The sequence below is a fragment of the Pontibacillus sp. ALD_SL1 genome, from assembly GCF_017355605.1.
The window spans coordinates 3249367-3271496 of record NZ_CP062974.1 but is presented as its reverse complement, the minus strand read 5'-3'; the positions used below and the strand labels follow the sequence as shown (position 1 = coordinate 3271496).

General features: G+C 42.8%; 15 protein-coding genes. 7 read left to right on the top strand and 8 right to left on the bottom strand.

Features of this window, described 5'->3' with window-relative positions:
* Positions 1–137 precede the first annotated feature (137 nt).
* Both IMZ31_RS16480 and IMZ31_RS16475 read right to left on the bottom strand, forming a co-directional pair.
* Positions 138–968 carry a FixH family protein gene (locus IMZ31_RS16480; protein WP_207528345.1) on the bottom strand — a complete coding sequence of 277 codons (831 nt, stop codon included), beginning with the start codon at positions 966–968 and terminating at the stop codon, positions 138–140.
* 37 nt (positions 969–1005) lie between these two features.
* The gene (locus tag IMZ31_RS16475) at positions 1006–1569 is read right to left on the bottom strand and encodes a DeoR family transcriptional regulator (RefSeq protein ID WP_207528344.1); all 564 of its coding nucleotides are present in this window, start codon (positions 1567–1569) and stop codon (positions 1006–1008) included.
* A gap of 299 nt (positions 1570–1868) precedes the next feature.
* On the opposite strand from IMZ31_RS16475, the gene IMZ31_RS16470 reads away from it, so the two are divergent.
* Entirely contained in the window at positions 1869–2414 is a 546-nt protein-coding gene (locus tag IMZ31_RS16470) for a transposase (RefSeq protein ID WP_207528343.1), read from the top strand.
* Positions 2415–2536: 122 nt separating this feature from the next.
* Positions 2537–3883 (top strand): DUF2252 domain-containing protein, encoded by a 1347-nt coding sequence (locus tag IMZ31_RS16465; RefSeq protein ID WP_207528342.1) that lies wholly within the window; start codon positions 2537–2539, stop codon positions 3881–3883.
* 148 nt (positions 3884–4031) lie between these two features.
* Here IMZ31_RS16465 and IMZ31_RS16460 read toward each other — a convergent pair whose 3' ends face one another.
* A complete protein-coding gene (locus IMZ31_RS16460; protein ID WP_207528341.1) occupies positions 4032–7307 on the bottom strand; it encodes a DEAD/DEAH box helicase in 3276 nt (1091 codons plus the stop codon).
* A 273-nt stretch (positions 7308–7580) separates the two neighbouring features.
* On the opposite strand from IMZ31_RS16460, the gene IMZ31_RS16455 reads away from it, so the two are divergent.
* Complete coding sequence (locus IMZ31_RS16455; RefSeq protein ID WP_207528340.1) at positions 7581–8330, top strand: hypothetical protein; 750 nt, start codon at positions 7581–7583, stop codon at positions 8328–8330.
* A gap of 119 nt (positions 8331–8449) precedes the next feature.
* Here the strand turns inward: IMZ31_RS16455 and IMZ31_RS16450 are convergent, their stop codons facing one another.
* The 4 genes from IMZ31_RS16450 to galU form a co-directional block, all read right to left on the bottom strand.
* Entirely contained in the window at positions 8450–10243 is a 1794-nt protein-coding gene (locus IMZ31_RS16450) for a glycoside hydrolase family 66 protein (RefSeq protein ID WP_207528339.1), read from the bottom strand.
* Between the two features lie 193 nt (positions 10244–10436).
* Positions 10437–13475 (bottom strand): glycoside hydrolase family 31 protein, encoded by a 3039-nt coding sequence (locus IMZ31_RS16445; protein ID WP_242705592.1) that lies wholly within the window; start codon positions 13473–13475, stop codon positions 10437–10439.
* 441 nt (positions 13476–13916) lie between these two features.
* Positions 13917–15335: an APC family permease gene (locus IMZ31_RS16440; RefSeq protein WP_207528338.1), complete on the bottom strand. Its 1419-nt coding sequence runs from the start codon at positions 15333–15335 to the stop codon at positions 13917–13919.
* 251 nt (positions 15336–15586) lie between these two features.
* A complete protein-coding gene (galU, locus tag IMZ31_RS16435) occupies positions 15587–16468 on the bottom strand; it encodes a UTP--glucose-1-phosphate uridylyltransferase GalU (RefSeq protein WP_207528337.1) in 882 nt (293 codons plus the stop codon).
* A 306-nt stretch (positions 16469–16774) separates the two neighbouring features.
* Here galU and IMZ31_RS16430 point away from each other — a divergent pair, with 306 nt between their 5' ends.
* The 3 genes from IMZ31_RS16430 to IMZ31_RS16420 all read left to right on the top strand — a co-directional run bounded on the left by IMZ31_RS16430 (position 16775) and on the right by IMZ31_RS16420 (position 20260).
* On the top strand, positions 16775–17257 hold the full coding sequence (locus IMZ31_RS16430; protein ID WP_242705591.1) for a VanZ family protein: 483 nt from the start codon (positions 16775–16777) through the stop codon (positions 17255–17257).
* A gap of 70 nt (positions 17258–17327) precedes the next feature.
* The gene (locus IMZ31_RS16425) at positions 17328–17468 is read left to right on the top strand and encodes a hypothetical protein (protein WP_207528336.1); all 141 of its coding nucleotides are present in this window, start codon (positions 17328–17330) and stop codon (positions 17466–17468) included.
* A 197-nt stretch (positions 17469–17665) separates the two neighbouring features.
* Positions 17666–20260: a phosphodiester glycosidase family protein gene (locus tag IMZ31_RS16420; RefSeq protein ID WP_207528335.1), complete on the top strand. Its 2595-nt coding sequence runs from the start codon at positions 17666–17668 to the stop codon at positions 20258–20260.
* Positions 20261–20360: 100 nt separating this feature from the next.
* Here IMZ31_RS16420 and IMZ31_RS16415 read toward each other — a convergent pair whose 3' ends face one another.
* On the bottom strand, positions 20361–21722 hold the full coding sequence (locus IMZ31_RS16415; protein WP_207528334.1) for a S41 family peptidase: 1362 nt from the start codon (positions 21720–21722) through the stop codon (positions 20361–20363).
* 139 nt (positions 21723–21861) lie between these two features.
* Here IMZ31_RS16415 and IMZ31_RS16410 point away from each other — a divergent pair, with 139 nt between their 5' ends.
* Entirely contained in the window at positions 21862–22107 is a 246-nt protein-coding gene (locus tag IMZ31_RS16410) for a hypothetical protein (protein WP_036783037.1), read from the top strand.
* Positions 22108–22130: the final 23 nt, after the last annotated feature.

Sequence of the window (22130 nt, the reverse complement as noted above, 5' to 3'; positions counted from 1 at the left end):
TAGTGTATTGCAGAATTAAAGGGTGTCAGACACCGTTTAGCGCTGTGAAGTAACAGAGGGTGTCAGGCACCCTTTGGTCTGGTGGTGTGGTAAAGGGATTAAAAAGGCAAGCCTTCTTGAGGCTTGCCTTTTTAGTGTTATTGGACGTTGATTGTTTTTTCTTTGTGGTCGTGCATGTCGTCTTTTTTGTAGTGGAGCTTGACGTGATAAGTAGCGGCTTCATCAAATGTATATGCCGCTTGATATTCTCCGTCTTTTGGCTCAGTAGCATCGACATAGTTGTGCTTCTCGCTGTCCTCTTTCCAAATCTCAAACTGAACTTCAGCGCCTTTAACTGGTGCTTCGTCTTGTTGTAAATGACCTGTAAGGGTTACTTCTTTGCCTGCTTTCACTGTTTGTGGAAGCATGATGTGTGCCATGACATTCGTTCCATGACCGTGCTGATCGTGGCCAGCTGATTCATCGCTGTTGTGATCATCATGCCCTTCCTCAGACTCAGAATGGGAATCTTCTCCCTCAGCATTTTCTTCTATTTCATCAGGATTTACATCACCTACAACAATTTCTTTCTGAGGCATGTTATGCATACCGCGAGCAGTGACGTGTGAAATGACGTAATATACCCCTGGTTCTTCTACTGTTTTCTCCAGGACATAGTTTCCGTTTTCGGTGAACTCGGCATCAACTTCTTCGTGTTCTTCGCCCTTTTTCCAGAATTCAAAACGAACTTCCTCGGCGTCATTAACTTCTTCTTCGCCATAAGTAACAGCAGCTTGAATTGTGAAAGGTTCTCCAGGTTCTACGTTTTCGCTTGTTGGATCTGTGGTTAGATCTACGTTTAGCATCTTAACCTCTTCATCATCAGAGGAGGATTGGCTATCGTTGTCTCCGTTGCTTTGTCCCCCGCATGCTGCAAGAAGCAAAAGGGAGAACGTAAAGAAAATAAGTCCAAATTGTCGTCTTCTCATATAAATACATCTCCTTAAAATAGTTATAAGATAGGCTTTAATGACAGCCGCCCATTTTAACGTGTATGACTTCGAGCGCTTCATCAAATGAACACAGTTTGCCTCCAAATCCTTTTTGAAACTTTAGAGCATGTTCTTTCGTTTCAAATGGTAAGACCTGTGGTTGACAACATCGCAAAGGTAGCTCGGAATCCACAATATAAGTAGCATTAATGGCACTAATTGTGGTTTGAAGCAGAGTGTCTCTGCACAGAATTTGTGTTACCTGGTCCCGCGTGTGCTCGTATCTCAAAAGTCCGCAATGCATACAGCACGTCTTTTCCATAGGTTGATTTTTCATGAAGAGTTGTACGGATTGTTGTTGTCCATTATGTTTGTGACAGAACGAACAATACGTTGTGTCTGAATGGAATGGCGACGGAGGAGCTAATGCGAAACCGTTTGAAGTTTTCACAACCTCTTTACGATCGAGTAAAGGCTTTAAATCACGGTATATGGTCATCTCAGAAACCCCTAGTCTCGTGCTAATATCACTAACCCTGAGCGATTCTTCTTTTTCTAGCCACTCTTGGATCTTCTTCAATCGATCAACAGGTAGCATAGCGATCCTCCTTTCTTTAGCATCTACCTTAAATCATAGTGATGTGATGATTGAAATACAACCTACCTCATGATGAAAAATGTGACAAAATGATGATTATTAACAAAGTTGACACAACCGCTGTGTTCTTATAAAGCGCTGAAGCGTGTCAGACACCCTTTAGCGCAATGCTGAAACAAAGGGTGTCTGACACGCTTCAATTATTTAGTGTATTAAAGCTTGTGTTTTTTTTAAGGGAGGGAGGATTTTTGTTTGTGGTTGGTTAATGTAGTTAGGTGTGAGAGAAGGGAGGTGAAAGTATGGGACGTAACAATCGAACTTGGCATTCTGGTGCGATGTATCACATAACAGCTAGGGGAAATAGAAAACAAGAGATATTTAGGGATGAGCGTGATCTTAAACAATACATGCGTTATGTTGCGGTGGCGAAGGAGTCATATCCATTTCATTTATATGCCTACTGTTTAATGAACAATCATGTTCACCTTTTGATTGAGCTAATAGATGTTCCTCCTGGTGTAATCATGAAGTCGATCCAAAGTAGATATGCCCGGTATTTTAACGATCGGCATGACGTAAGCGGTCATTTATTTCAAGGAAGGTATGGATCGGAGTTTATTGATTCAATTTTTTATTTCCTCTTCTGCAGTCGCTACATTCATAGGAACCCTGTAGAGGCGAACCTCGTAAGTTCCCCTGAAGACTACCGATGGAGCAGCTATAATGCTTACATCACGCAGCATAACCCCTATCAAATTAACACTTCTAAAACGCTAAAATACTTCCAAACCCCACATTTAACTTACGAACAGTATGTAACCCAAAAGCCGCCTGATAAGCTTTAGTAGGATAAAGCGTGCCAGACACCCTTTAGTGCGTAACAGTGGCAGAGTCGCCAAGTTTTGCCTAGTTTTGGTTTACGGGGTGAGGGGAATGACTCACAATAGGTTGAAAAGGAGGTAGCGGTATGGTTCAACATTCTGGTGAACGTATTAAAGATACAAAGAAATATTTACGCAAGCAGACGTTGCATACGATTTTGGAGCAGTTTGATGGCTATTTGATGAACTTAAGTAAAACGGATCGTAAGGCAAAGTATAACAAGATGAAGCAGGATCCTTATAGCTTTTTCAGAGGTAGTGCGTACTTGTTTTACTATGACGTAACAAACATTCCGTTTAGCTATCATACTCCTGAGGATAAGCCTACTTGGATTATGGGGGACCTTCATTTTGACAATTTCAGTGCTTTCCAAAATGAGAGCGGTGAAATTGTTTTTGACGTAGATGATTTTGACGAAGGGTACCTTGGTTCCTACCTCTACGATGTATTACGCATGGTGGTCAGTATCCGCCTGTTTGCTGAACAGCAAGGTTTCGACAAGGAATCTCAAGATGATCTCGTGGAGAAATACTTGAAAGCTTATTACAAACAGATGAATAAGTTCGTAAAAGGGGATGAAGATCCTGTTACGACTCGTTTCACTGTTGATCATACGAAGGGGCCGATCAAGAAGGCTCTTAAGAAGCTTGAGGAGCGACAGGCTACGCATGAATTAGATAAACAAACAACATTTGATGCTGAGGGGAATCGTGTTTTCGACCGTGAAAAAACGAAGCTCGACTCTGTGTCGAATAACGAATATAAGGAAATTGTGAAGATATGGAATATGTACTTGGAGAGTCTGGCAGAAGAGAGCTTTCAAAGTAACGAGCACTATGACATTAAGGACATCGTGAAGAAAAAAGGTGCCGGTATTGGCTCCACCGGATTGAAGCGTTTCTACATTTTAATCGAAGGTCAGCATGATAATGAGCATCATGATGACATTATTTTAGAGGCAAAAGAAGCGCGGGCACCGATTCCAGCTTATTTCTTCCCGTATGATGAGGATTTCTGGCAATCCCATAAACAACAAGGGAAGCGGGTCATCACTACTCAACAAGCGATGCATCACATGTCTGACCCGTATTTAGGTTACTTTACGATGCAAAACCGGGACTTCTATGTGCGCGAGCGCTCCCCTTATGAGAAAGATCTGAAGGAAAAGCACTTGCAAGAGCATAAAGAAGTGAAGAGAACGGTTAAAACAATGGGTAAAATATCAGCAAAAATCCACGCTCGAGCAGATACCGACCTTGAGCACGGGTTCTTAGATTATCACAGTGAAAAAGCTATAGTGAATGCAATTGGTGAAGATTTTGATGGCTTTGCTAAAGAACTTAACATTTGGTCTGAGTTCTACAAAAACCGTGTCTACGATGACTTTGAATACTTCAAAGAATGGTTAGACGAATACTTCTATAAAAAATAAAACAAAAGGCCTGTCGCACTCATTCGTGAGTGCGACAGGCCTTTTCTAATTCACCGCACTGAAGGGTGTCAGACACCGTGCGTTGCTTTAGAGCGTTGAAGGGTGTCAGACACCATGTGTTGCTTTAGAGTAATAAAGCGCCGGTGGCTTAGATGGATAGGATTTCGCGGATGTCGTCTTCGGATAGGGCGGTGAGGTTGCCTTCTCCGGACTGGATCAGCGTGTCGAATAGGTCTTGTTTTTTCTCTTGCAGGGACTGGATCTTCTCTTCGATGGTCCCTTGAGCGATCATTTTGACGACTTGGACAGATTTTTTCTGCCCTATGCGGTGGGCGCGGTCTGCAGCTTGTTGCTCAACAGCTGGGTTCCACCATAAGTCGTATAGGACGACTGTATCTGCACCTGTCAGGTTTAGCCCGGTTCCTCCTGCTTTTAGCGAGATAAGGAAGACGTCGTGCTCCCCTTCGTTGAAGCGGGTGGCCATTTTCACACGATCTTGTGATGGTGTGGAACCGTCTAGGTAAAAGTAGGTGAGATTCTCTTCCTCAACTACTTTAGCAATTAAGCCAAGCATCGATGTGAACTGCGAGAAAATGAGCATTCGTTGGCCGTTAGCATGCGCTTCTTGAATGAACGTTCGTAGTTCTTCAAGTTTTCCTGAGTCCCCTTGATAGTTTTCCATGAATAAGGATGGGTGACAGCAAATCTGGCGCAAACGTGTTAAGTTGCTCAAGATTTGCATGCGATTTGCTTGGAAACCTTCGCCTTGTAATTGAGACTTCGTCTGACGCTGCACCTCGTTCAGATACCCTATATAAAGTTGGCGTTGTTCTTTTGTTAACTCTGTATAGCGCACTGTTTGAATCTTGTCTGGAAGTTCTTTTAGCACTTCCTTCTTCGTTCGGCGCAATACAAATGGCGTGATCTTCTTCTGTACCATACCTTGATGAAGGTTCTTGAATGTTTTTCGGTCATACAATAACCCTGGCATGACGACAGAGAAGAGGGACCATAACTCCTCAGCCCGGTTCTCAACAGGAGTACCCGTTAGAGCGAAGGCTGTTTCAGCTCGAACCCCTTGAATCGCTTTATACGTTAAGGACGTATGGTTCTTGAATGACTGCGCTTCATCAAGAAGCATCCCTTGAAAGTAATAGGGCTTGTATTGCTCCACATCTCTTCGAATCATCGAGTACGATGTAATGATTAAATCGACCCCGCTTAAATCCTCAATGATGGCATTACGCTCCTGCTTAGAGCCCGCCACTACGCGTATATTTAGATCTGGTGTGAACTTCTTCGCTTCTTGTTCCCAGTTATAAATGAGAGAAGCTGGCGCGACAACAAGAAACGGATGGGCGTCAGGACGCTCTTCTCGGCCTGCTACGATATAAGCTAGTCCTTGAAGTGTCTTCCCAAGCCCCATTTCATCTGCTAGGACACCACCAAAACCATGGCGAGACAAGGCGCGAAGCCATTGAAAGCCTCGAAGCTGATAATCACGAAGGTTCGCCTGTAACTTGTCTGGTGGTGTTTCATTTAACGTTTCTGGACTTTTCACGGTTTCAATTAATTTTTGGAACGCTTCACTTTGTTTAACCCCTATTGAAGTGTCCACCTGAAGTGCACGATATTTCGGTAAGTGCATCACGCCGTCCTGAATATCATTTCCATCAAGATCAAGGTCTTCAAAAAGGCTGCGCGTGTTATCCCATGCATCGTCCTCAAGCGACAAGATCTTCCCGTTGCTAAGCTGATGATAGTCTTCTTTTGCCTTCAATGAATGGAATAATTGTTGAATGTCAGCGTCACTTAAGTCGTCGGTTGGAAAACGTACTTCGAACCAGCCGTAGTTCTCATCAACGTCGAGTGAAACAGGTACCTCCTCAGGAAGGCTGCTGTACATTTCGTCAACTTCAGGTGCCTTGTACACATCTGCGCGCTTCTCTAACTCAGGTAAGATGCGGTAGAAAAAGCGCCCTAGGTTTTGACTGCCGCTTAAGGAAAGGACAGACCCATTCCAGTGGAAATTCGCTTGTTCAATTAGGTTCATGATCTGGCGTTCTTTTTTCATATTCCGGGATAAAAGTTGTTCGGAGTCCTGGCGTCCACCAGTAAATGGATTAATCGTTTCATCCCCATAATGGAACTCAAGATCAGCACGTAAGCTTCCGTCTTGCTCATTTAAATACATAACGGGCGCCAGGTCATAGCGTTTTATCTGACTCGTTATTCCGTTGTCCACCTGGAGGAGATTGTGAGCTTCCAAAATGGGAAACACCGTTCCTGCGAGTTGCTCAATATGCTCTCGGTCAAAAAGCTGGCGATTGGAGCTTTGTTCGCGTAAATGGTGGAAAAGCGGAAGAACCGTTGGGCGTAAAGAGTCGCTAACTTTATGAATAAGCTCATCCTTATATAGGTAAGGAGCCGTTCCGATTGGTTGCGCTAAGAATCCATTATCAGCTATGGAAAGGGAGAAGTTTTCACCTTCTTTTGATAAGAGGAAATTTTCAGGGAACGTATTGTGCACAACTTTAAACGGAATCTCTGACTTATGGTGTTTCAGGACAACTGAGTCACATTCTTCAAAAAGAGTCAGTAGTTCTGTAAGGAATTGATCTGGTATTCGGATCGTTTTCTTTGAGCTGCTGGAACGGTAAAAGTCATTTTCAGCGTACATTTGTTGGCTCTTAACTAGAGGATATAGCTTCTCTAAGACAGCTGCATCCTCCGGGGCCATAATTTGCTGTTCCGGATCGTACGTATAATATTGCGTGAAGTAGAGGGGGGCCTGCTCGTACCACGCATCAATGAACTCAGCAAGGTCTTTGACGACGTAAAGCCTTGATGTTCCTGCTTTCATGGAAAGCTCAACGCTGTCTCGCTGTGCGAAGCGGGAAGCGATATTCTCAAGCTCAAACTGCAGATAGAGGGGTTCTTTAGAAGACTGGAAGAGACCAGCTTCGTCCTCTTCACTCGCCATGTAGTCCATGAGTTCATCGACAAAAGATGAAGCAAGGTTCAGCTGCTTAGCCGTGTCTGTTGCAGATGGCTGAGCAAAAATCCCACGGTCTGTGAGAGAATCATTCTGTTTATTCCACACGGTGGTGTTATTCGTGTAACGATCGATTGTCTCAAGCAAAGCTGCGACCATATGTTTACACATGGCCTGTCCATCTGCGTAAGCCGGACAAGTACAACGACCGCGCTCGTAGTTTCCATATTGGGTGGAAAACGTGAGATGAACTTCATAATCCTCTATTCGGCTACCTTCTATAGTCGCATGAACGAAGGTACGATTTGGGTCTGTCCCTACATAACGATTGATATACTTCACCAATCCATCCTGATAATAATTCGCACCACGCTGATAGGTTAACCAACCGCTTAGTTCCAACACTTCCGTCGATGTAATATCAATCATCAAAAAGACTCCCTTTCTAACCATAAACGTACTTATACAATACTGCCATTGTACCGCACAACCCACCCCCAACACAAAACTCCTCTCTCTACTATTGTGTGGTAAAGCAAAGAAGCGTGTCAGACACCCATCAATGCTGTGCAGTAGTAAAGGGTGTCTGACACCCTCTGATTGACTAAAGGACTAAAGCGCGTTTTTCTTGTTCGGCTGTTAGGTATGTGTGTGGGGGAGTTTGGCTAGAATGGGTGGTAAAAAGGTAAAGGATCGATGTGTATGAGGCCGCGATTTGGGAGGTCCCTGTTTAGTCTGGCGCTACTGTTGTTTTTGGCTGGTATTATGATAAATGAAGATTTTTGGACACGCTCTTCTACAGGTGAAGACGAAAATGTAACAGAAGAGGAAACAACTGAAAGTCAGACGCGCTCATATAGTCATGATTTTCCTGAAGTGAGTCCTTTAGATATTGAAGACGATCCAGGGATGGAATCGGATGCTTTGTCGGTCGTAGTGATTCAAGATATTAATGAACAAAAAGCAAATCTTGCGCTTTTGTCTTATAAACCGAATCAGCATACTGTGTTTGTCTCTAACGTGGAAGAGGTTGCTGCGCAGATATCCACATTGGATATGATTGAAAGCTTTGAAGAACAGGTTGGGGAAAGTGTGGATTACTATGTTCGCGTCGATCAAGAAGCTATGAAGGATATGATGGATCAAACGATGGAAAACCCAGCAGTTCAAGAGGTTATGGCGAAAATAGCTGATGAAGGTGTCTCGTTAGAAAATCCAGAGAGTGTAGATGTGGCAGGGGTGATGAAGAATATGACCCAAATGTCATTCCTTACGCTTCTTTCTTTAAAGCAACTCGCAACTGATTTGACTAAACAAATGGATACGAACCTTTCGTTAGCAGAACTGCTAACCCTTCGTGATGAAATTGGGATGGACAACTTATTAAAGCCTTTGCAAATCAAAGAAGGACCTTCTCTTGAATCCATTCCAACATTCAACCAGCACTTATAGAAAAAACGGTGCCTGACCCCTTTAGTGAGATAAAGGGTGTCAGACACCGTTTCTTGCGTTAACGCTGTAAAGCAACGGCGGGTGTCAGACACGCTTCATTGCTTTAGAGTGTTGCTGTGCTAGTTGTATTCCAGAACGACCATGTCCCAGTATTTGATTTTTGGGATGGTGAGTGTTAGTTCGCCGTTTTCTTGGGTGAAGTTGAGTTTGGTTGGAAGGCCTTCATTCCAGTCTGGTGAGGCAATCCATACTTCGTCTACTTCTTTCTCTTCCTGAAACGTGACAGTAAGATCGCCTTTCACGGAAGGTTCCGACTGCGTGCCGTTTGTATCACGCCAGTTCATGTGAGTTGCATCAAAGTAGTTCAGAAAATGGACGATTTTACGGTTGTCCTGCTCTTTGGCAAAGGTGTAAATTTGTCCTTTTTCAGGTTGAGAAGTTAAGCGAACCCAGTTCTCCGTGGTGATCTCTAACGGAGCTGATGTGACACCATCGCGCAAGACGTTTTCGTAACCCACCATGAAGTCGTAATAATTGACCATTTTGTTCTTGAGCTCGTCAGACATCTCCAACTTATTATGAGGGAAGTATTCCTTCGAAAGCATGTGCTCTCCTAATTCCAAATGAGCACCGCCCTGAGCGAAAATCAGTGCATCTGTGTAAAGAATACCAGGTGTGTTAAACGTTCCTTCCTGGTCAGACTTGTCGTAGTTCATATAAGCTGCTAACACAGTGTTTTTCTTACCTTCAGAAAGCTTTTCGTTTTCTTTTAATACCTTGTTCAACTCTTGGTATGATTTAAACGGATTCCACAACTCTGTATATAAGAACGGTGCAGAGGAGTTGGCGATTTGCTTCTGGCCAAACTGATTCACAGCGTTCATGACAAGCTGTTTATCTTCGAATGTTTCATCCGCATTTTTCAAGAAACCCTTGAATGCTTCGTCGAGAGCAACTGGATCCCCATTGTAATCATACACATCGCCTCTTGAGCCGAGCTGGTCGATGTGCCATCCATCAAATGTTAAATGATCAAAAACGGTTTGTTGCTGATTAAAAATATAGTTTTGCCAACTTCCATTAGCAGGGTTCGTTAAGTAAATATCGCTTTTCCAGTCATCAGGAAGTTCGTGAACGGCGTAGTTCTCCTGTTCCTGGTCTTTGTATAAACGCCATTCTTTCTTCACCCCATCTTCTTCAGCTTCGGAGAGGGTGCCGTAAAGCAGGTTGTAAGACATCGCCATCATACTCTTGTTATGAGCTAAATCAATGTAGGATTGGACCGTTCCATATGAGACGGGTTGGTTGGCGATATTTGCCCATGAGGAAAGGGGCTTGTCATCTTCTAGCTTAAGAGGCTGGTGATGCTCGTCATGCCAATCATAGAACTGTAAGCCATTAATATGGTATCGGTTGAGTTGGTTGATGATCGATTTTTGCTCTTCTTCAGGCTTCTCGGAGAAATCAGACAAGAAACCGTAACGAGGAAACTTGTCCCATGAAGAGGAAACATCAAGTCCAATTGTTGAATTGCCTTCTTGGTTATGAAGAGGACTTACTTCAACATAATAACCTGTAAAGTCTTCTTTAGGAGCTGTCCACTCCCAGCTGATCTCTTTTTCATCAACTTGGATGATCTTCTCATGGACAACGTCGTTGAGATGATAATATGTGATCTTCATGTCTAAACTGTTCTTCGGTTTCTCAGAGAGTACAGCATCAAACTTGATTGATTGGCCAGGTTCATACCTTGCTAAATTGGTTTGAATCGTGTCTACTGTAATGTCCGTAACTGGGGATTTTTCATTAGGGGGTTCAAATGTTTCGTCTTCGGACCATAGGAATCTTGCCGGTATAAGTAAAAGGATAAGAACACCTAGAAAAATAAGCGGCAAATAGAGTTTCTTTTTCATCCCATTCCCTCCTTTATGTTCAATTTTTTTGAAAGAAAAAGACTAACAGGAAGGCCTGTTAGTCTTAAGATGGCTTTTACATTAGCATGATATGCTCCCTATAACACTTTACCATTTTTCAGATGTGAGTGGTACAGGCAATCCTTATACAATTCGCAAGTATTTGCAAGGGTAAGGGGGTGCCGGTACTTTTTTATCTGTTAAAAATGTTAAAGAAAGTGAAGCTATTGTTATCGCCACTGAATTTGAATTTAAATTGCTGAATACGTTCTCTAAACGTGCTGCGACGCTCTTCAATGCGTTCTTCTATTTGGTCACGTTTATCTTCCCAGCTTGTGTGGGTAGCGTTCCAATCATTACTGTTTTCGTCATCTTCGTGATCTTCTTCTTCACGTTGCTCGTCACGTTCGTCATCTTCGTGATCTTCATCTTCACGCTGCTCGTCACGTTCGTCATCTTCGTGATCTTCTTCTTCACGCTGCTCGTCACGTTCGTCATCATCGCGCTCTTCATCTTCACGCTGCTCGTCACGTTCATCATCATCGCGCTCTTCATCTTCACGCTGTTCGTCACGCTCGTCATCATCGCGCTCTTCATCTTCACGCTGTTCGTCACGTTCGTCATCATCGCGCTCTTCATCTTCATGATCCTTGTTGCCACCTAAGATCTTCACTTTATGATCTTCATTAGCAGGGACGTTTACATAAAGTGTGCTTGTTTCTTCATCAAAGAAGTACGTTTCTTGCTGTGCTTTTACTTCTTCTACAGAAGAAACTTCAGCGTATTTCGCTCGAGCCGCTTTGATTTTCTTCGGTGCTTTTTCATTATTTAACTTAAGTGTGTAAGAGTCAAGCTCACTGTCATAGCCGGTTGCTTCTTTCTCTTGCGTAAATTCGATGTGCTTCCCTTTACGGACCACATTTAGGTTTGTAATGTTATACTCACCGTCTTTGTAATCGATTGTCGCGCCATCATCTTCATAGAAAGAGTAGCTTGCTTCTTCATCTAGGTACGTATCAAGTACTAGGTTCTCGAGTGGTTTTTCATCCGTGTACTGTTGTACTTCGCGTGTAGGGATCATTGCATCCTTCTTCACGTAAATTGGCAGGTGGTCAAGTTCAGCTGCCGTGTGAATCGTTTGGCCGCCTTGATACTCTTTTCCAGTCCAATAATCTACCCATTTTTCACCTTCAGGAAGGTAAACATCACGCTCTGTCTGTCCTTCTTTCACAACAGGAGCAAGCATCATTTCTTCACCGAACATGAACTGATCGCTAATGTCGTACGTATTCTCATCCTCTTGGAACTGATACACAAGTGGCTGTTGAACAGGGGAGCCTGTTTCAGCTGCATCTACGAACGTATTGTATAGGTAAGGCATTAGCTTATAGCGCATTTCAATGTATTTCTTACTGATGTCCTCAACTTCTTGACCGAATGCCCAAGGCTCTTGTCCTTGTTTAACCGCTGCTTTCGCATCACTGTCATAGTGTACGCGGGAGAATGGCAGGAATGCGCCAACTTCAATCCAACGAGCGTACATTTCAGCGTCTGGACGATCTGCGAAACCACCAATATCGTTACCTACGAATGGCTGACCGGAAAGACCAACGTTTGCGTTCATTGGGATGGACATTTGAAGGTGATCCCATTGGCTTACGTTATCACCTGTCCAAAGAGCTGCGTAGCGCTGTGTACCAGCATACATGTCGCGAGTTAGAACGAATGGACGCTCTTCAGGGTTGTGCTGCATCGCACCTTCGTACGTTGCTTCTGCTTCGTCATGACCATAAAGGTTGTGGTACTCTGCGTGTGTACGCTTGTTCTCACCTTCGCCGAATGTAACATCTAGTGGAGCTGTGTGATATGGACCATCGAATACAGCAGGTTCGTTCATGTCGTTCCATATTCCGTCAATGCCTTGATCATAAAGGATTTTAGAGTGATCAGCCCACCAGTCGCGAACTTCTTCTTTAGAGAAGTCAGGGAACACAGAGTCACCAGGCCAAACTTCGCCTACGAAATTCGTACCGTCTGGATTTTTCGCCCAGTATTCGTTCTCTGTTCCTTCATCGTACATGAAATAGCCAGGGTCTTTCTTAACAGCTGGGTCATTGATTGCGATTTTGTGGAAGTTCATATTGTCTAGGTTGTTATGAAGTTCTTCGCTTGCGTAATCATCAGCCCATGTATATACGCGGTACTCATCCATGTAGTCGATGTCAAAGTGCATCGTATCTAGTGGGATTTCTTTCTCGCGGTATGTTTTGGCAACATTCTCAATTTCTTCAGCTGTATAGCCCCATTTACTTTGATGCAGGCCAAGAGTCCACTTCGCTGGTTTCTCCATTTTTCCTGTAAGTTCTGTATAACGATCTAATACATCCTGAATTTCAGGCCCGTACATGAAGTAGTACGTTAATTTCCCGTTATCTGCGTAGAAGTAGTAGTAATCGTCGCTTTCACTTGCCATTTCAAAATAAGAACGGTTGGTGTTATCGAAAAAGATTCCGTATGCTTTATCATTTTTCAGGCCCATGAAGAATGGGATTGAAGTGTAAAGATACTTCGTGTCTGTCTGATAAGCATAAGCATCTGTGTTGAACATCCCGATGCTCTCACCGCGTTGGTTCACGTTAAGGCCAGCTTGTTCACCGAAACCATAGAAAGCTTCGTCTTTGTTTGTCTTCTTGTAAACGTAAGGCTTGTCGTTATCGTAACCAGCCCCGTTTTGCATGTAATCTTCGTTAATGACGTTGCCTTCTTTATCTAGGAATTTAACGCCGAACGGCTGCTTTTTAATCTTAACCGTAATTTCATCAGTAGAAAGGGTTACAACATTTCCTTCATCCTCTACGTCAAAAGAAGGAGCGTCCCATTCTTTCTTTGCAATTCCTTCAGAGAAGTACTCTTCTTCACCTTGCTCAAGGATCGAAACCTTCGCCATATCTTCAGCGAATAAACGTATGTAGGCTTCTTTCTGGTCAGTTAATGTTAATTTCACACCGTCTTCTAGTTGCTCAACGGATTGAACTTCCATTTGCTTCTTAACATTTTCTTGATTTAGCTCTTGGTCGGGATGTGGTTGTGTCACGGCTAGAACGTTAGGTGCAGCTGCAGTGAATACCGTTGCAGCAATTGCCGTTGTAGCGAATAAGCGGGTCAGGCGCTTAGATGGTTTGTACATGTGATCTGTCACCTCATAAAAGTAGATTTTTTTGTGTAGATTCATTGTGCAATCGATTGCCTCCTTAATATAGCGGGGTTTTACAAGTGTTGCAATGGTTGTAATCGTTCTGAAACATAGGGGTATAAAGGACTATGAGCTTGTACTGGCAAGGATGGAACCGATTGCACTGACAAAATGATTATTTTAGTAAAAATTACAAAATCATCACAAAGACTCAAATGTAAACACCCATTAACAAAAACAAGGACAAAAGAAGCAAATCCCGTAATATATACCCTCGACCGCCACAAACCTCACTGTATTAGAGAAGTGAAGCGTGCCAGACACCCTGCAGTCTATTAAAGCACTGCAGGGTGTCTGGCACGCTGTGATTCTTTACAGAGCTGAAGGGTGTCTGACACCGTGTGGGGCTTTACAGTGGTAATGTGTTAGAGAAATGAAAAAGCCAACCGCTGAAAATGTAGCGGTTGGCTTTCGTTGGTTTTATTTGTTTTGCGGGATTTCTTCTTTTTCTGTGATCAAGTAGTTCAATTCTTTACGTGGTATAGCGTTGTATTCTTTCTGTTTAAAGAGATAGAAGAGAAGTCCTAGCCCTGCCCAAACAGCTAATGCGATATAGGATGGAGCAGATAGAGAAGAATCTAAGAACCACATTGTTAGTAAGAAGAAGAATGTAGCGGCACTGATAATCCCTAAAGTGGCAAAGGTCTTCTGAACTTTTGATTTCGACATACGGAATGCTGTTGCACAGCAATAGAAGTATGCAATGGTTACACCAATGGATGACATATCAACGATCCATAACAGTACTTCGCGTCCAAACCAAGGAGCGATTAAGCACAAGATCGAAGTAAAGATAATTCCAACGTAAGGTGTGTTGTATTTTGGATGTAGACGGTGGAACATTTGTGGTAAAACACGAGCACGTCCCATCGCAAACATTAAACGACTTGAGGATAGATAGAATCCGTTTAAGCCTGTGAAAATACCCATAATTAATGCTGTAGCGATAATAAATATGCCAAGGCGACCGAATATGCTGTCAATAGCGTCACCCGTTGCCCACGCAGAGGCTGATCCGGCTAACTCTTGCCAAGGAGCTAAACTAGAAACGGTAAGCACCATAACAGAATAAGCAAGTCCTGCAGCAAGCAATGCATAGACGATTAATTTAAAGGCCTTGTTAGGAGGAAAATCGAATTCCTCTGCAGCCTGCGGTATATTATCAAAACCAAGATATGCCCAAGGAGTGATAGCTACGATGGCCAAGATCGATGCGATAGCTGGTTTACTTGGAGCAACGAGTGGCTGCATATTAGAAGCAGTCGCTTGATCGCTTACAATCGCTCCGATAGCAAGTAAAATGACTCCAGATAATAAGACCATTGTGAAGATAAATTGAGAACGCCCAGAAAAGCTGGCGCCTCGGATATTTAAGAAAGCAAAAACGATTAATGTAACAGTAGAAATAATGATTTCACCGAGGTAAACGTCCCAACCTGCAATGGTATAAAGGGGGACGACTTTCACAATGCTCGGGAATAAGAACTTACCTAATAAGGCAAGAGCCGAGGAATTTAATGCAACTGTACATATGTAACCAAGCGTTAAGAACCACCCTGCAACGAAAGCATGGGTTCGGCCAAAACCAATATAAGCATAAGCGAATTCTCCTCCTGATACAGGGAATTGTTTAATGAGAAATCCGTAGCTTACACCGATTACTGTCATTAGTATAGCTCCCAACAAGAAACCAATGACTACTGGTAATGGTCCATTGCCCGCAAGCCAATCTGTCGGTAGTACAAAAGCACCCCACCCAACGGCGGAACCGAATGCAATTGCCCAAACCCAGTGGGGCTTAAGGGTCTTATCTAATTTCTTCCTCTGTGGTTGTCCCATTTTCTAATAAAAGCCTCCTAATAAAATAGCGTGCTTAATATTATACTCGAATCATTCCGATGTCTGTCAATCAATGTATAGGTTGTTTTTAACGAAATATATTCAGTATAGTATCTTCCCTACCATTAACCTAGTTTTTTCTTAAATAAACTAAAATATTAACATTTAAAATTCTTTTTTTGAAGATAAAAACACGATGAGTTATTTTTATGGAAAAAAGAAAACCGGAGGTAGGTCCCCCGGTCGGCATTTTAATAATGATCAAGTTTATAACGCTCTAACGTCTTATCCATGAAAGTGAGGAGATCATCTCGCAATTCCTCTCTTTCTAAAGCGAGTTCCATCGTTGTTTTAATAAAACCAAGCTTCTCGCCTACGTCGTAGCGATCTCCTTGGAATTCAAAAGCAAAGACACGCTGAATCTCATTTAACTTCTGAATAGCATCTGTGAGCTGAACCTCACCACCTGCGCCGAGTTCTTGTTTGTCCAAAAACATCATGACTTCAGGGGTTAGAATATAGCGACCCATGATCGCTAGGTTTGAAGGTGCCTCACCTTGTGCAGGTTTTTCAATAAACTGACGAACGTGATAGCGATCGCCGCTGTGGTGATCGGGATCAATAATTCCATAACGATGAGTTTCTTCATCCGGAACACTCTGAACACCTACAATGGATGTTTTCGTTTCTTCATATTGTTGAATGAGTTGTTTCAAGCAAGGTGTCTCAGCTCGAACAATATCATCACCAAGAAGTACGGCAAACGGCTCGTTTCCGATAAACTTACGGGCGCACCATACAGCGTGACCCAGTCCCATTGGTTCTTTCTGTCTTATGTAGTGAATTTCAACTTTAGATGGTTGCTTTACTTTTTCAAGGAGGTCGAACTTTTCTTTACTTATGAGATTATCTTCAAGTTCAGGTGCATGATCAAAATGGTCCTCGATTGCCCGCTTCCCTTTTCCGGTTACAATAATGATATCCTCAATTCCGGAATCAATTGCTTCTTCCACAATATACTGGATGGTTGGTTTGTCCACAATGGGCAGCATTTCTTTTGGCATCGCCTTCGTGGCTGGTAAAAACCTTGTCCCAAGTCCAGCAGCTGGAATGATTGCCTTTTTAATCGACATTACACTACAACCCCTCTCATTATCATACTTCCATTATAATCCCAGTATCCACCAAAATCCAACTCCTAACCATCCTTTCCCCATTTAAAGCCATGCATGGTGTCAGACACGCTTTAGTGCTTTACCAGGAAGCATGGTGTCAGACACCATTTAGTGCTTTACCAGGAAGCATGGTGTCAGACACCCTTTAGCGCTTTACCAGGAAGCAGGGTGCCAGACACGCTTTAGTGCTTTACCGATAAGCTTGGTGTCTGGCACGCTTTAGTGTTGTAGTGTGGTAAGATAGGCGGGAAAGGGGGGGTGTTTGTGAGGTATTGGTTGTGGCCTTTGGTGTGGATGGGGGTTATTTTTTATTCTTCTTCGACGCCTTATGAGGAGCAGGATATTAAACCGTTTATGAGTGACGTGTTGGACTTATCATTTTTGGCTCCTATGCTTGATTGGATTCAATTTACGTATCATCATTCTGAAGTGAGCGTGAAGGTCCTTGGTGTGAATGGTCTTGTGGAATTTTTCATTCGAAAAGGGGCTCACGTGAGTGTATTTCTACTATTATGTGTGTTCTTTTATATTGCGCTTCGCAAAACTACGAATCTAACTTGGGGTAGGTCTGCCTTAATGAGCCTTTTGTTCACGTTTTTGTATGCCGTGTTCGATGAGATTCACCAGGGATTTACTCCGAACAGAACGCCGTATGCGGGCGATGTTTTGCTTGATACAGCAGGAGCTCTACTCGCATGCGGTTTGTTTTGGTTAAGGCATCGCTTAAAGAGGCCATCCTCTTTGTAAAAGGCAAGCCTAATTTTGTATCACATGGACACCGACCACCGTATCATGTAAAAAGAGAGAGGTGGAAGGTATGAATTCACTAACACAAGAACGTTTGCGAAGTATTTTGCAAACGATTATAGATGATACAGAGAAAGCTTCCATTGCAAATACAGATCAGCTAATCCAACAGCTTATAAAAGAAATTACGATGGTTCGAGGAGATCACTAAGTACTCGCTCTTTATGGACCATATTTTTTGTGTGGACAAGTCATCAAAAATTACGAAATAACTACTTTTTTAGCATTTGTCTCCCTTTTTTCGTCAAAATCTATGAAAATCCTACATAAGTCTATTGAGAAAATGTCTTACTAAACTGTATTATTTTAGTAGTTTGGTTTTTTTACAGACATATAAGGGGGAGACGAATGTTACATAAGGATACGAGACAGCTTTGGTTTGTTCGCGTTCTTTCTTTAATGATGATCTTTACAATCATAGGGACGGCTTACAATATACCAATGCTAGACTGGACTGCAGAATCGCCGAGTGTTTCTGCTGCCAGTTATCAAGTGAAAGAGAATAATGAGGTTGCTCCGGGAGTGACTCATAGAAAAGAGCAAATGGATTCCGGATACTTAGAAGAGACGACTAATATTATGGAAGTGGATGTATCCAAATCTTATAATACTGTTCAGATGAATTATCCTGTTCCATTTCCGTCATTGAGTCCTGTGACGACACAGGCAAAGTCCATTAGTAAGGAAGGAAATCGCGTCCTTGGTTCCATTAACGGCTCGTTTTTCCACACGAATAATGCCCTTCCGGCTTATCTCGTTTCGGAGGACCAGTCGATCTTTAACTTAGGAGCGATCTCGTCTGATTCGAATGGGTATATGAGCATTCCTACTGCATTTGGAATGGATGATAATGGCCGTGCACAAGTTGGCGAATTTTATTTTGATATGGAATTTGAGCATGATGGAGACAGGGTAAACGTTGACTCTGTGAATAAGGACCGTGAGGCAGGGGAGATCATCGTCTACACACCGTCCTACCGTTTCGATTGGACCAAATCAAATAAATACGGAATTGAGATCACCGTGGACAATTTAGATAAACCACTAGATAGTTCCGAAGTTGATTTCGGCGAACAAGTAACAGGCAATGTTACAAAAATTCGACTATATGGAAAAGAAGGTCGAACGCAAGTACCTGATGATGGCTTCGTGTTATCCATCCAAGGTGGTGCGCTTGCTTCAAGGTATAGTGATATTGAAGTTGGTGACGATCTATCCTTAAGCATTGATATCCCATCGGCATGGAAGGATACGCAGTATATGCTAGGTAGTGGTCCAATGCTTGTACAAAATGGACAAGTTGATATTTCGATGAATGAAGATAGCTATCGTGCAAGTGAACGTCATCCGCGCACGGCGGTTGGAACTAGTAAGGACGGTTCTAAGGTTTATTTTGCCACCGTGGATGGTCGCCAAAATGGATACAGCGATGGCATGAACCTTACTGAGTTTGCCGAATACTTAGAAAGTAAAGGAATCTATCAAGCTATGAATCTAGATGGCGGAGGCTCTACAACGATGGCTGTACGTCAGCGTGGGAATACATTGCCGAGTGTTGTAAACTCTCCGTCAGACGGATGGCAGCGCTCTGTTTCCACAACCCTTCATGCCGTCAATACGGCTACAGATGGCCAGCCGACTCACCTGGAAGCTCAAAAGGCGAGGGAAGGGAAGATTATGGCCGGGTCATCCGTTGAGGTAGAAGTGGGTTCGTTATTTGACCAATATAATTATCCGATTTCTATAAATGAAAGTAATATCCGTTACTCTGTGAACGGCAACGTTGGCCGTATGGAGGGGAATCGCTTCGTGGCTGATCGTGAAGGTTCAGGGGCTATTGTTGTGACATATGGCACTGCAACAAAAGAGCTTCCTGTTGAAGTAGTAGAGGACGTGGATCGGTTTACGATCTCTCCAAGTGATGTACGACTTGGGACAGATACAAAGCAGGATTTTCATGCTAATGCGTATTTAGATAATGAAGAACTTATCTTTGACAAAAGTACGGTGGAATGGTCAACTGAAGGTTCGATCGGGACCATTAATCAGGATGGAACCCTTTCTGCAGGTAATGAAGCTGCCAAAGGCTCAGTTGTAGCAACGTTAAACGGAAACGAGTATAAAACTTCTGTAACCGTTGGAGGAGAAGCGCAAGTTTTAGACGAATTCACAAGTAATAATGCTTGGTCCTTTGATGCAGTACGGTCAAAAGGGGCGAATCGTTTGAGCACAGGTTTTGAACCTCTTGTTGCGGGTGACGCATCTATGCGATTTGAGTACGATTTCGTAACGGGACAGACCGGGACAGCCGCTTCTTACATCGCTCGAAAGAATCCAATTTCTATAGATGGCCGTCCAGACCATATAGGCATGTGGGTGTATGGGGATGACCATGATCATTGGCTTCGTGGGAAATTAATCGATGGTAACGGTAAAACGGTTACAATCAGCTTCACTGAACAAGGAGAGCTCGACTGGAGCGGATGGCAGTATGTGACCGCAGAGATCCCTGACACAGCAGCGCTCCCATTATCAGTAAGCCGGATCTACATTGCAGAAATAGACGAGGACAATAAAAATAGAGGTGTGATTTTCTTAGACAGACTCCGCGCTTCATATGATGATTCTGAAGATACGGAAATCGATGAACCAGCGGACTACGAGTACGTTCGAGACAATAAAGGGTGGAGAGTCGAATTTAATACCACACTACTCGATTCCTCTGTTTCAGGAGAATCTATCTATGTAGTCGATGCTAATGGAGATATAGTAGATCGCATTGAAGTTCGTCTTAGTAGTGATCAAACTAAAGTTTATGTAGAAGCTCCAGAAGAAGGGTACGAAGGGGTTCAATTTTACAAGCTCCTCATTACAGATGAAGTCACTTCTTCAAAAGGGGTCCACATGAAGGAAGAGGTTTATAAAATCTTTCAGGTAGAATAAAAAAAAGGCTGTTTCTATAAATAGAAACAGCCTTTTTCATTGGTTTTGTAAATGTTTCGTGTTGATTATGTTTTCCATATAAGCATAGAAAGGGTGCTTTCTATGGATGTACGGAGATGGGCTGCAGAATCCCTTTAGTAGAAGAGATGCCATTCGTTCCCCTCCACCCAGGCTCAATCAGTAACCGATATGTTTGATTTAATTCCAGGTCCTGATCTGGATCTAACACGAAGGTATCAGCATCTTCTTGATTTAATGTGAAAGGCAAGTCGGTACCGCCTAAAGGAAATAGGTGAATAGCAGCTTGTAATTCTTCCATGTTTACAGAAGTGTTGGTGTTAATGGTAAATGTTTTATCCCGATCTACTGAGAGTTTATTAAATCTATCATAGCTTAGCTCCTTTAAAGCCTCTGAATGAGCATCTAGTAATGGGGTGGACGTAGGGATGTCTGGTTCAACACCAACTTCATTAATGGTGTTGTGCTGTGGAGTAAAGAAACGGGCGATGGAGAGCTTAACGCCACTGCCATCACTAAATTCTTTTAGCTCTTGCATTAACCCTTTTCCAAATGTAGTCTCTCCGTAAAGAGTAGCGGCTTTGTAATCTTTTAGAGCACCCGCCACAATCTCAGAAGCGCTAGCACTATTTTCATTGATTAATAGAGATGTCGGATGGTCTAACTTATACGTGAGATCCGATGCGCTATATTGGTATGTATTGTCTCTAAACTGGGCGTGCATAGCGGTTTTTACACTCGGAAATAACCCCAAGACTTGTTGAGCGGCTGTCAAATATCCACCTGGGTTGTTGCGGAGGTCAATGATCCAATGACTGACATTGCCCATGGATTGAGATAGGCGTTCGAGCTCAGCAAGTGTCGAAGAACTAAACATATGAATCTTGAGGTACCCCGTTTTTCCTCCGATTCGTTTTCCTGTAACAGCTGGCAATTGAATTTCTTCCCGTGTTAGCGTTAAGGTTTTGGTTTTAGAATCTTGTAATACGGTTATCGTCAAAGTAGAATCGGGTTCACCTGACAGATGTGCGATCGATTGTTCCAGATCTTCCCTTTTCAAAATGATCCCATTAACTGATAAAATAATAGTACCTACTTTTATACCAGCTTTTTCTGCAGGAGTATGTTTGTAAACTTCAGAGACTTGGAGGCCTTCGTCATGGGCTGCAACTGCAATCCCGATTCCTACATATTTTCGATTGATTCTGTTCTTGAAATCTCTTAGTTCTTCTTTTGAGAAATACGTAGAATACACATCTAAATGATTTAAAATCGTAGGTAGGTCATGCTCTAGTAGAGTAGGATCTAGTTCATCTACGTATTCGTTTTTTATGTATTCCTTCATTTCTTCCTCGTTATCATTCGCTTGAATGATAGATGGAAGGAAGGAGAGAGCTAAGAAAGAAACCAAGGTTATGACCAGAATTCTGAGACGGCTTTCCACGTATACACCTCCTTTTCTATTTTTTTCTAGTATATCATGAGAGAATTCGTGGAGAGAGGGTAATTCGAGGTTTGGTAGGACGTGAGACTCTTTACAACAATAAATCACAATTTTATGATTAGATGAGGAGGTCGTTGTTATGGCTAAGAAAAAGATAAGTGTTTCTGTTGAAGAGGACTTGTTTAATAAAATAGATGAAAAGACACAAGAGCTTGGAATTAGTAAGAGTGCGTTTCTTTCTTTTTCTGCTAGCTTCTTTCTTCATCAACTAGAAAGTACAGAGCAATCCGTGGGCAATCCAAACATAAGTGTTTACCAGTTAATCAAGAGTAACATTGAAGCTCTTGAAGAGGCGAAACAGCTTAGTAAAGAGCAAAACAAGTAATCTACTTAACCGTGTTCTAAACA

What these genes read in the sequence shown, in the direction of transcription:
- IMZ31_RS16420 (WP_207528335.1), top strand. Translation starts at nt 17,666, where the DNA reads ATGTTACATAAGGATACGAGACAGCTTTGGTTTGTTCGCGTTCTTTCT.
- IMZ31_RS16480 (WP_207528345.1), bottom strand. Translation starts at nt 968, where the DNA reads ATGAGAAGACGACAATTTGGACTTATTTTCTTTACGTTCTCCCTTTTG.
- IMZ31_RS16445 (WP_242705592.1), bottom strand. Translation starts at nt 13,475, where the DNA reads ATGAATCTACACAAAAAAATCTACTTTTATGAGGTGACAGATCACATG.
- IMZ31_RS16440 (WP_207528338.1), bottom strand. Translation starts at nt 15,335, where the DNA reads ATGGGACAACCACAGAGGAAGAAATTAGATAAGACCCTTAAGCCCCAC.
- IMZ31_RS16465 (WP_207528342.1), top strand. Translation starts at nt 2,537, where the DNA reads ATGGTTCAACATTCTGGTGAACGTATTAAAGATACAAAGAAATATTTA.
- IMZ31_RS16460 (WP_207528341.1), bottom strand. Translation starts at nt 7,307, where the DNA reads ATGATTGATATTACATCGACGGAAGTGTTGGAACTAAGCGGTTGGTTA.
- IMZ31_RS16455 (WP_207528340.1), top strand. Translation starts at nt 7,581, where the DNA reads ATGAGGCCGCGATTTGGGAGGTCCCTGTTTAGTCTGGCGCTACTGTTG.
- IMZ31_RS16425 (WP_207528336.1), top strand. Translation starts at nt 17,328, where the DNA reads ATGAATTCACTAACACAAGAACGTTTGCGAAGTATTTTGCAAACGATT.
- IMZ31_RS16410 (WP_036783037.1), top strand. Translation starts at nt 21,862, where the DNA reads ATGGCTAAGAAAAAGATAAGTGTTTCTGTTGAAGAGGACTTGTTTAAT.
- IMZ31_RS16450 (WP_207528339.1), bottom strand. Translation starts at nt 10,243, where the DNA reads ATGAAAAAGAAACTCTATTTGCCGCTTATTTTTCTAGGTGTTCTTATC.
- IMZ31_RS16475 (WP_207528344.1), bottom strand. Translation starts at nt 1,569, where the DNA reads ATGCTACCTGTTGATCGATTGAAGAAGATCCAAGAGTGGCTAGAAAAA.
- galU (WP_207528337.1), bottom strand. Translation starts at nt 16,468, where the DNA reads ATGTCGATTAAAAAGGCAATCATTCCAGCTGCTGGACTTGGGACAAGG.
- IMZ31_RS16470 (WP_207528343.1), top strand. Translation starts at nt 1,869, where the DNA reads ATGGGACGTAACAATCGAACTTGGCATTCTGGTGCGATGTATCACATA.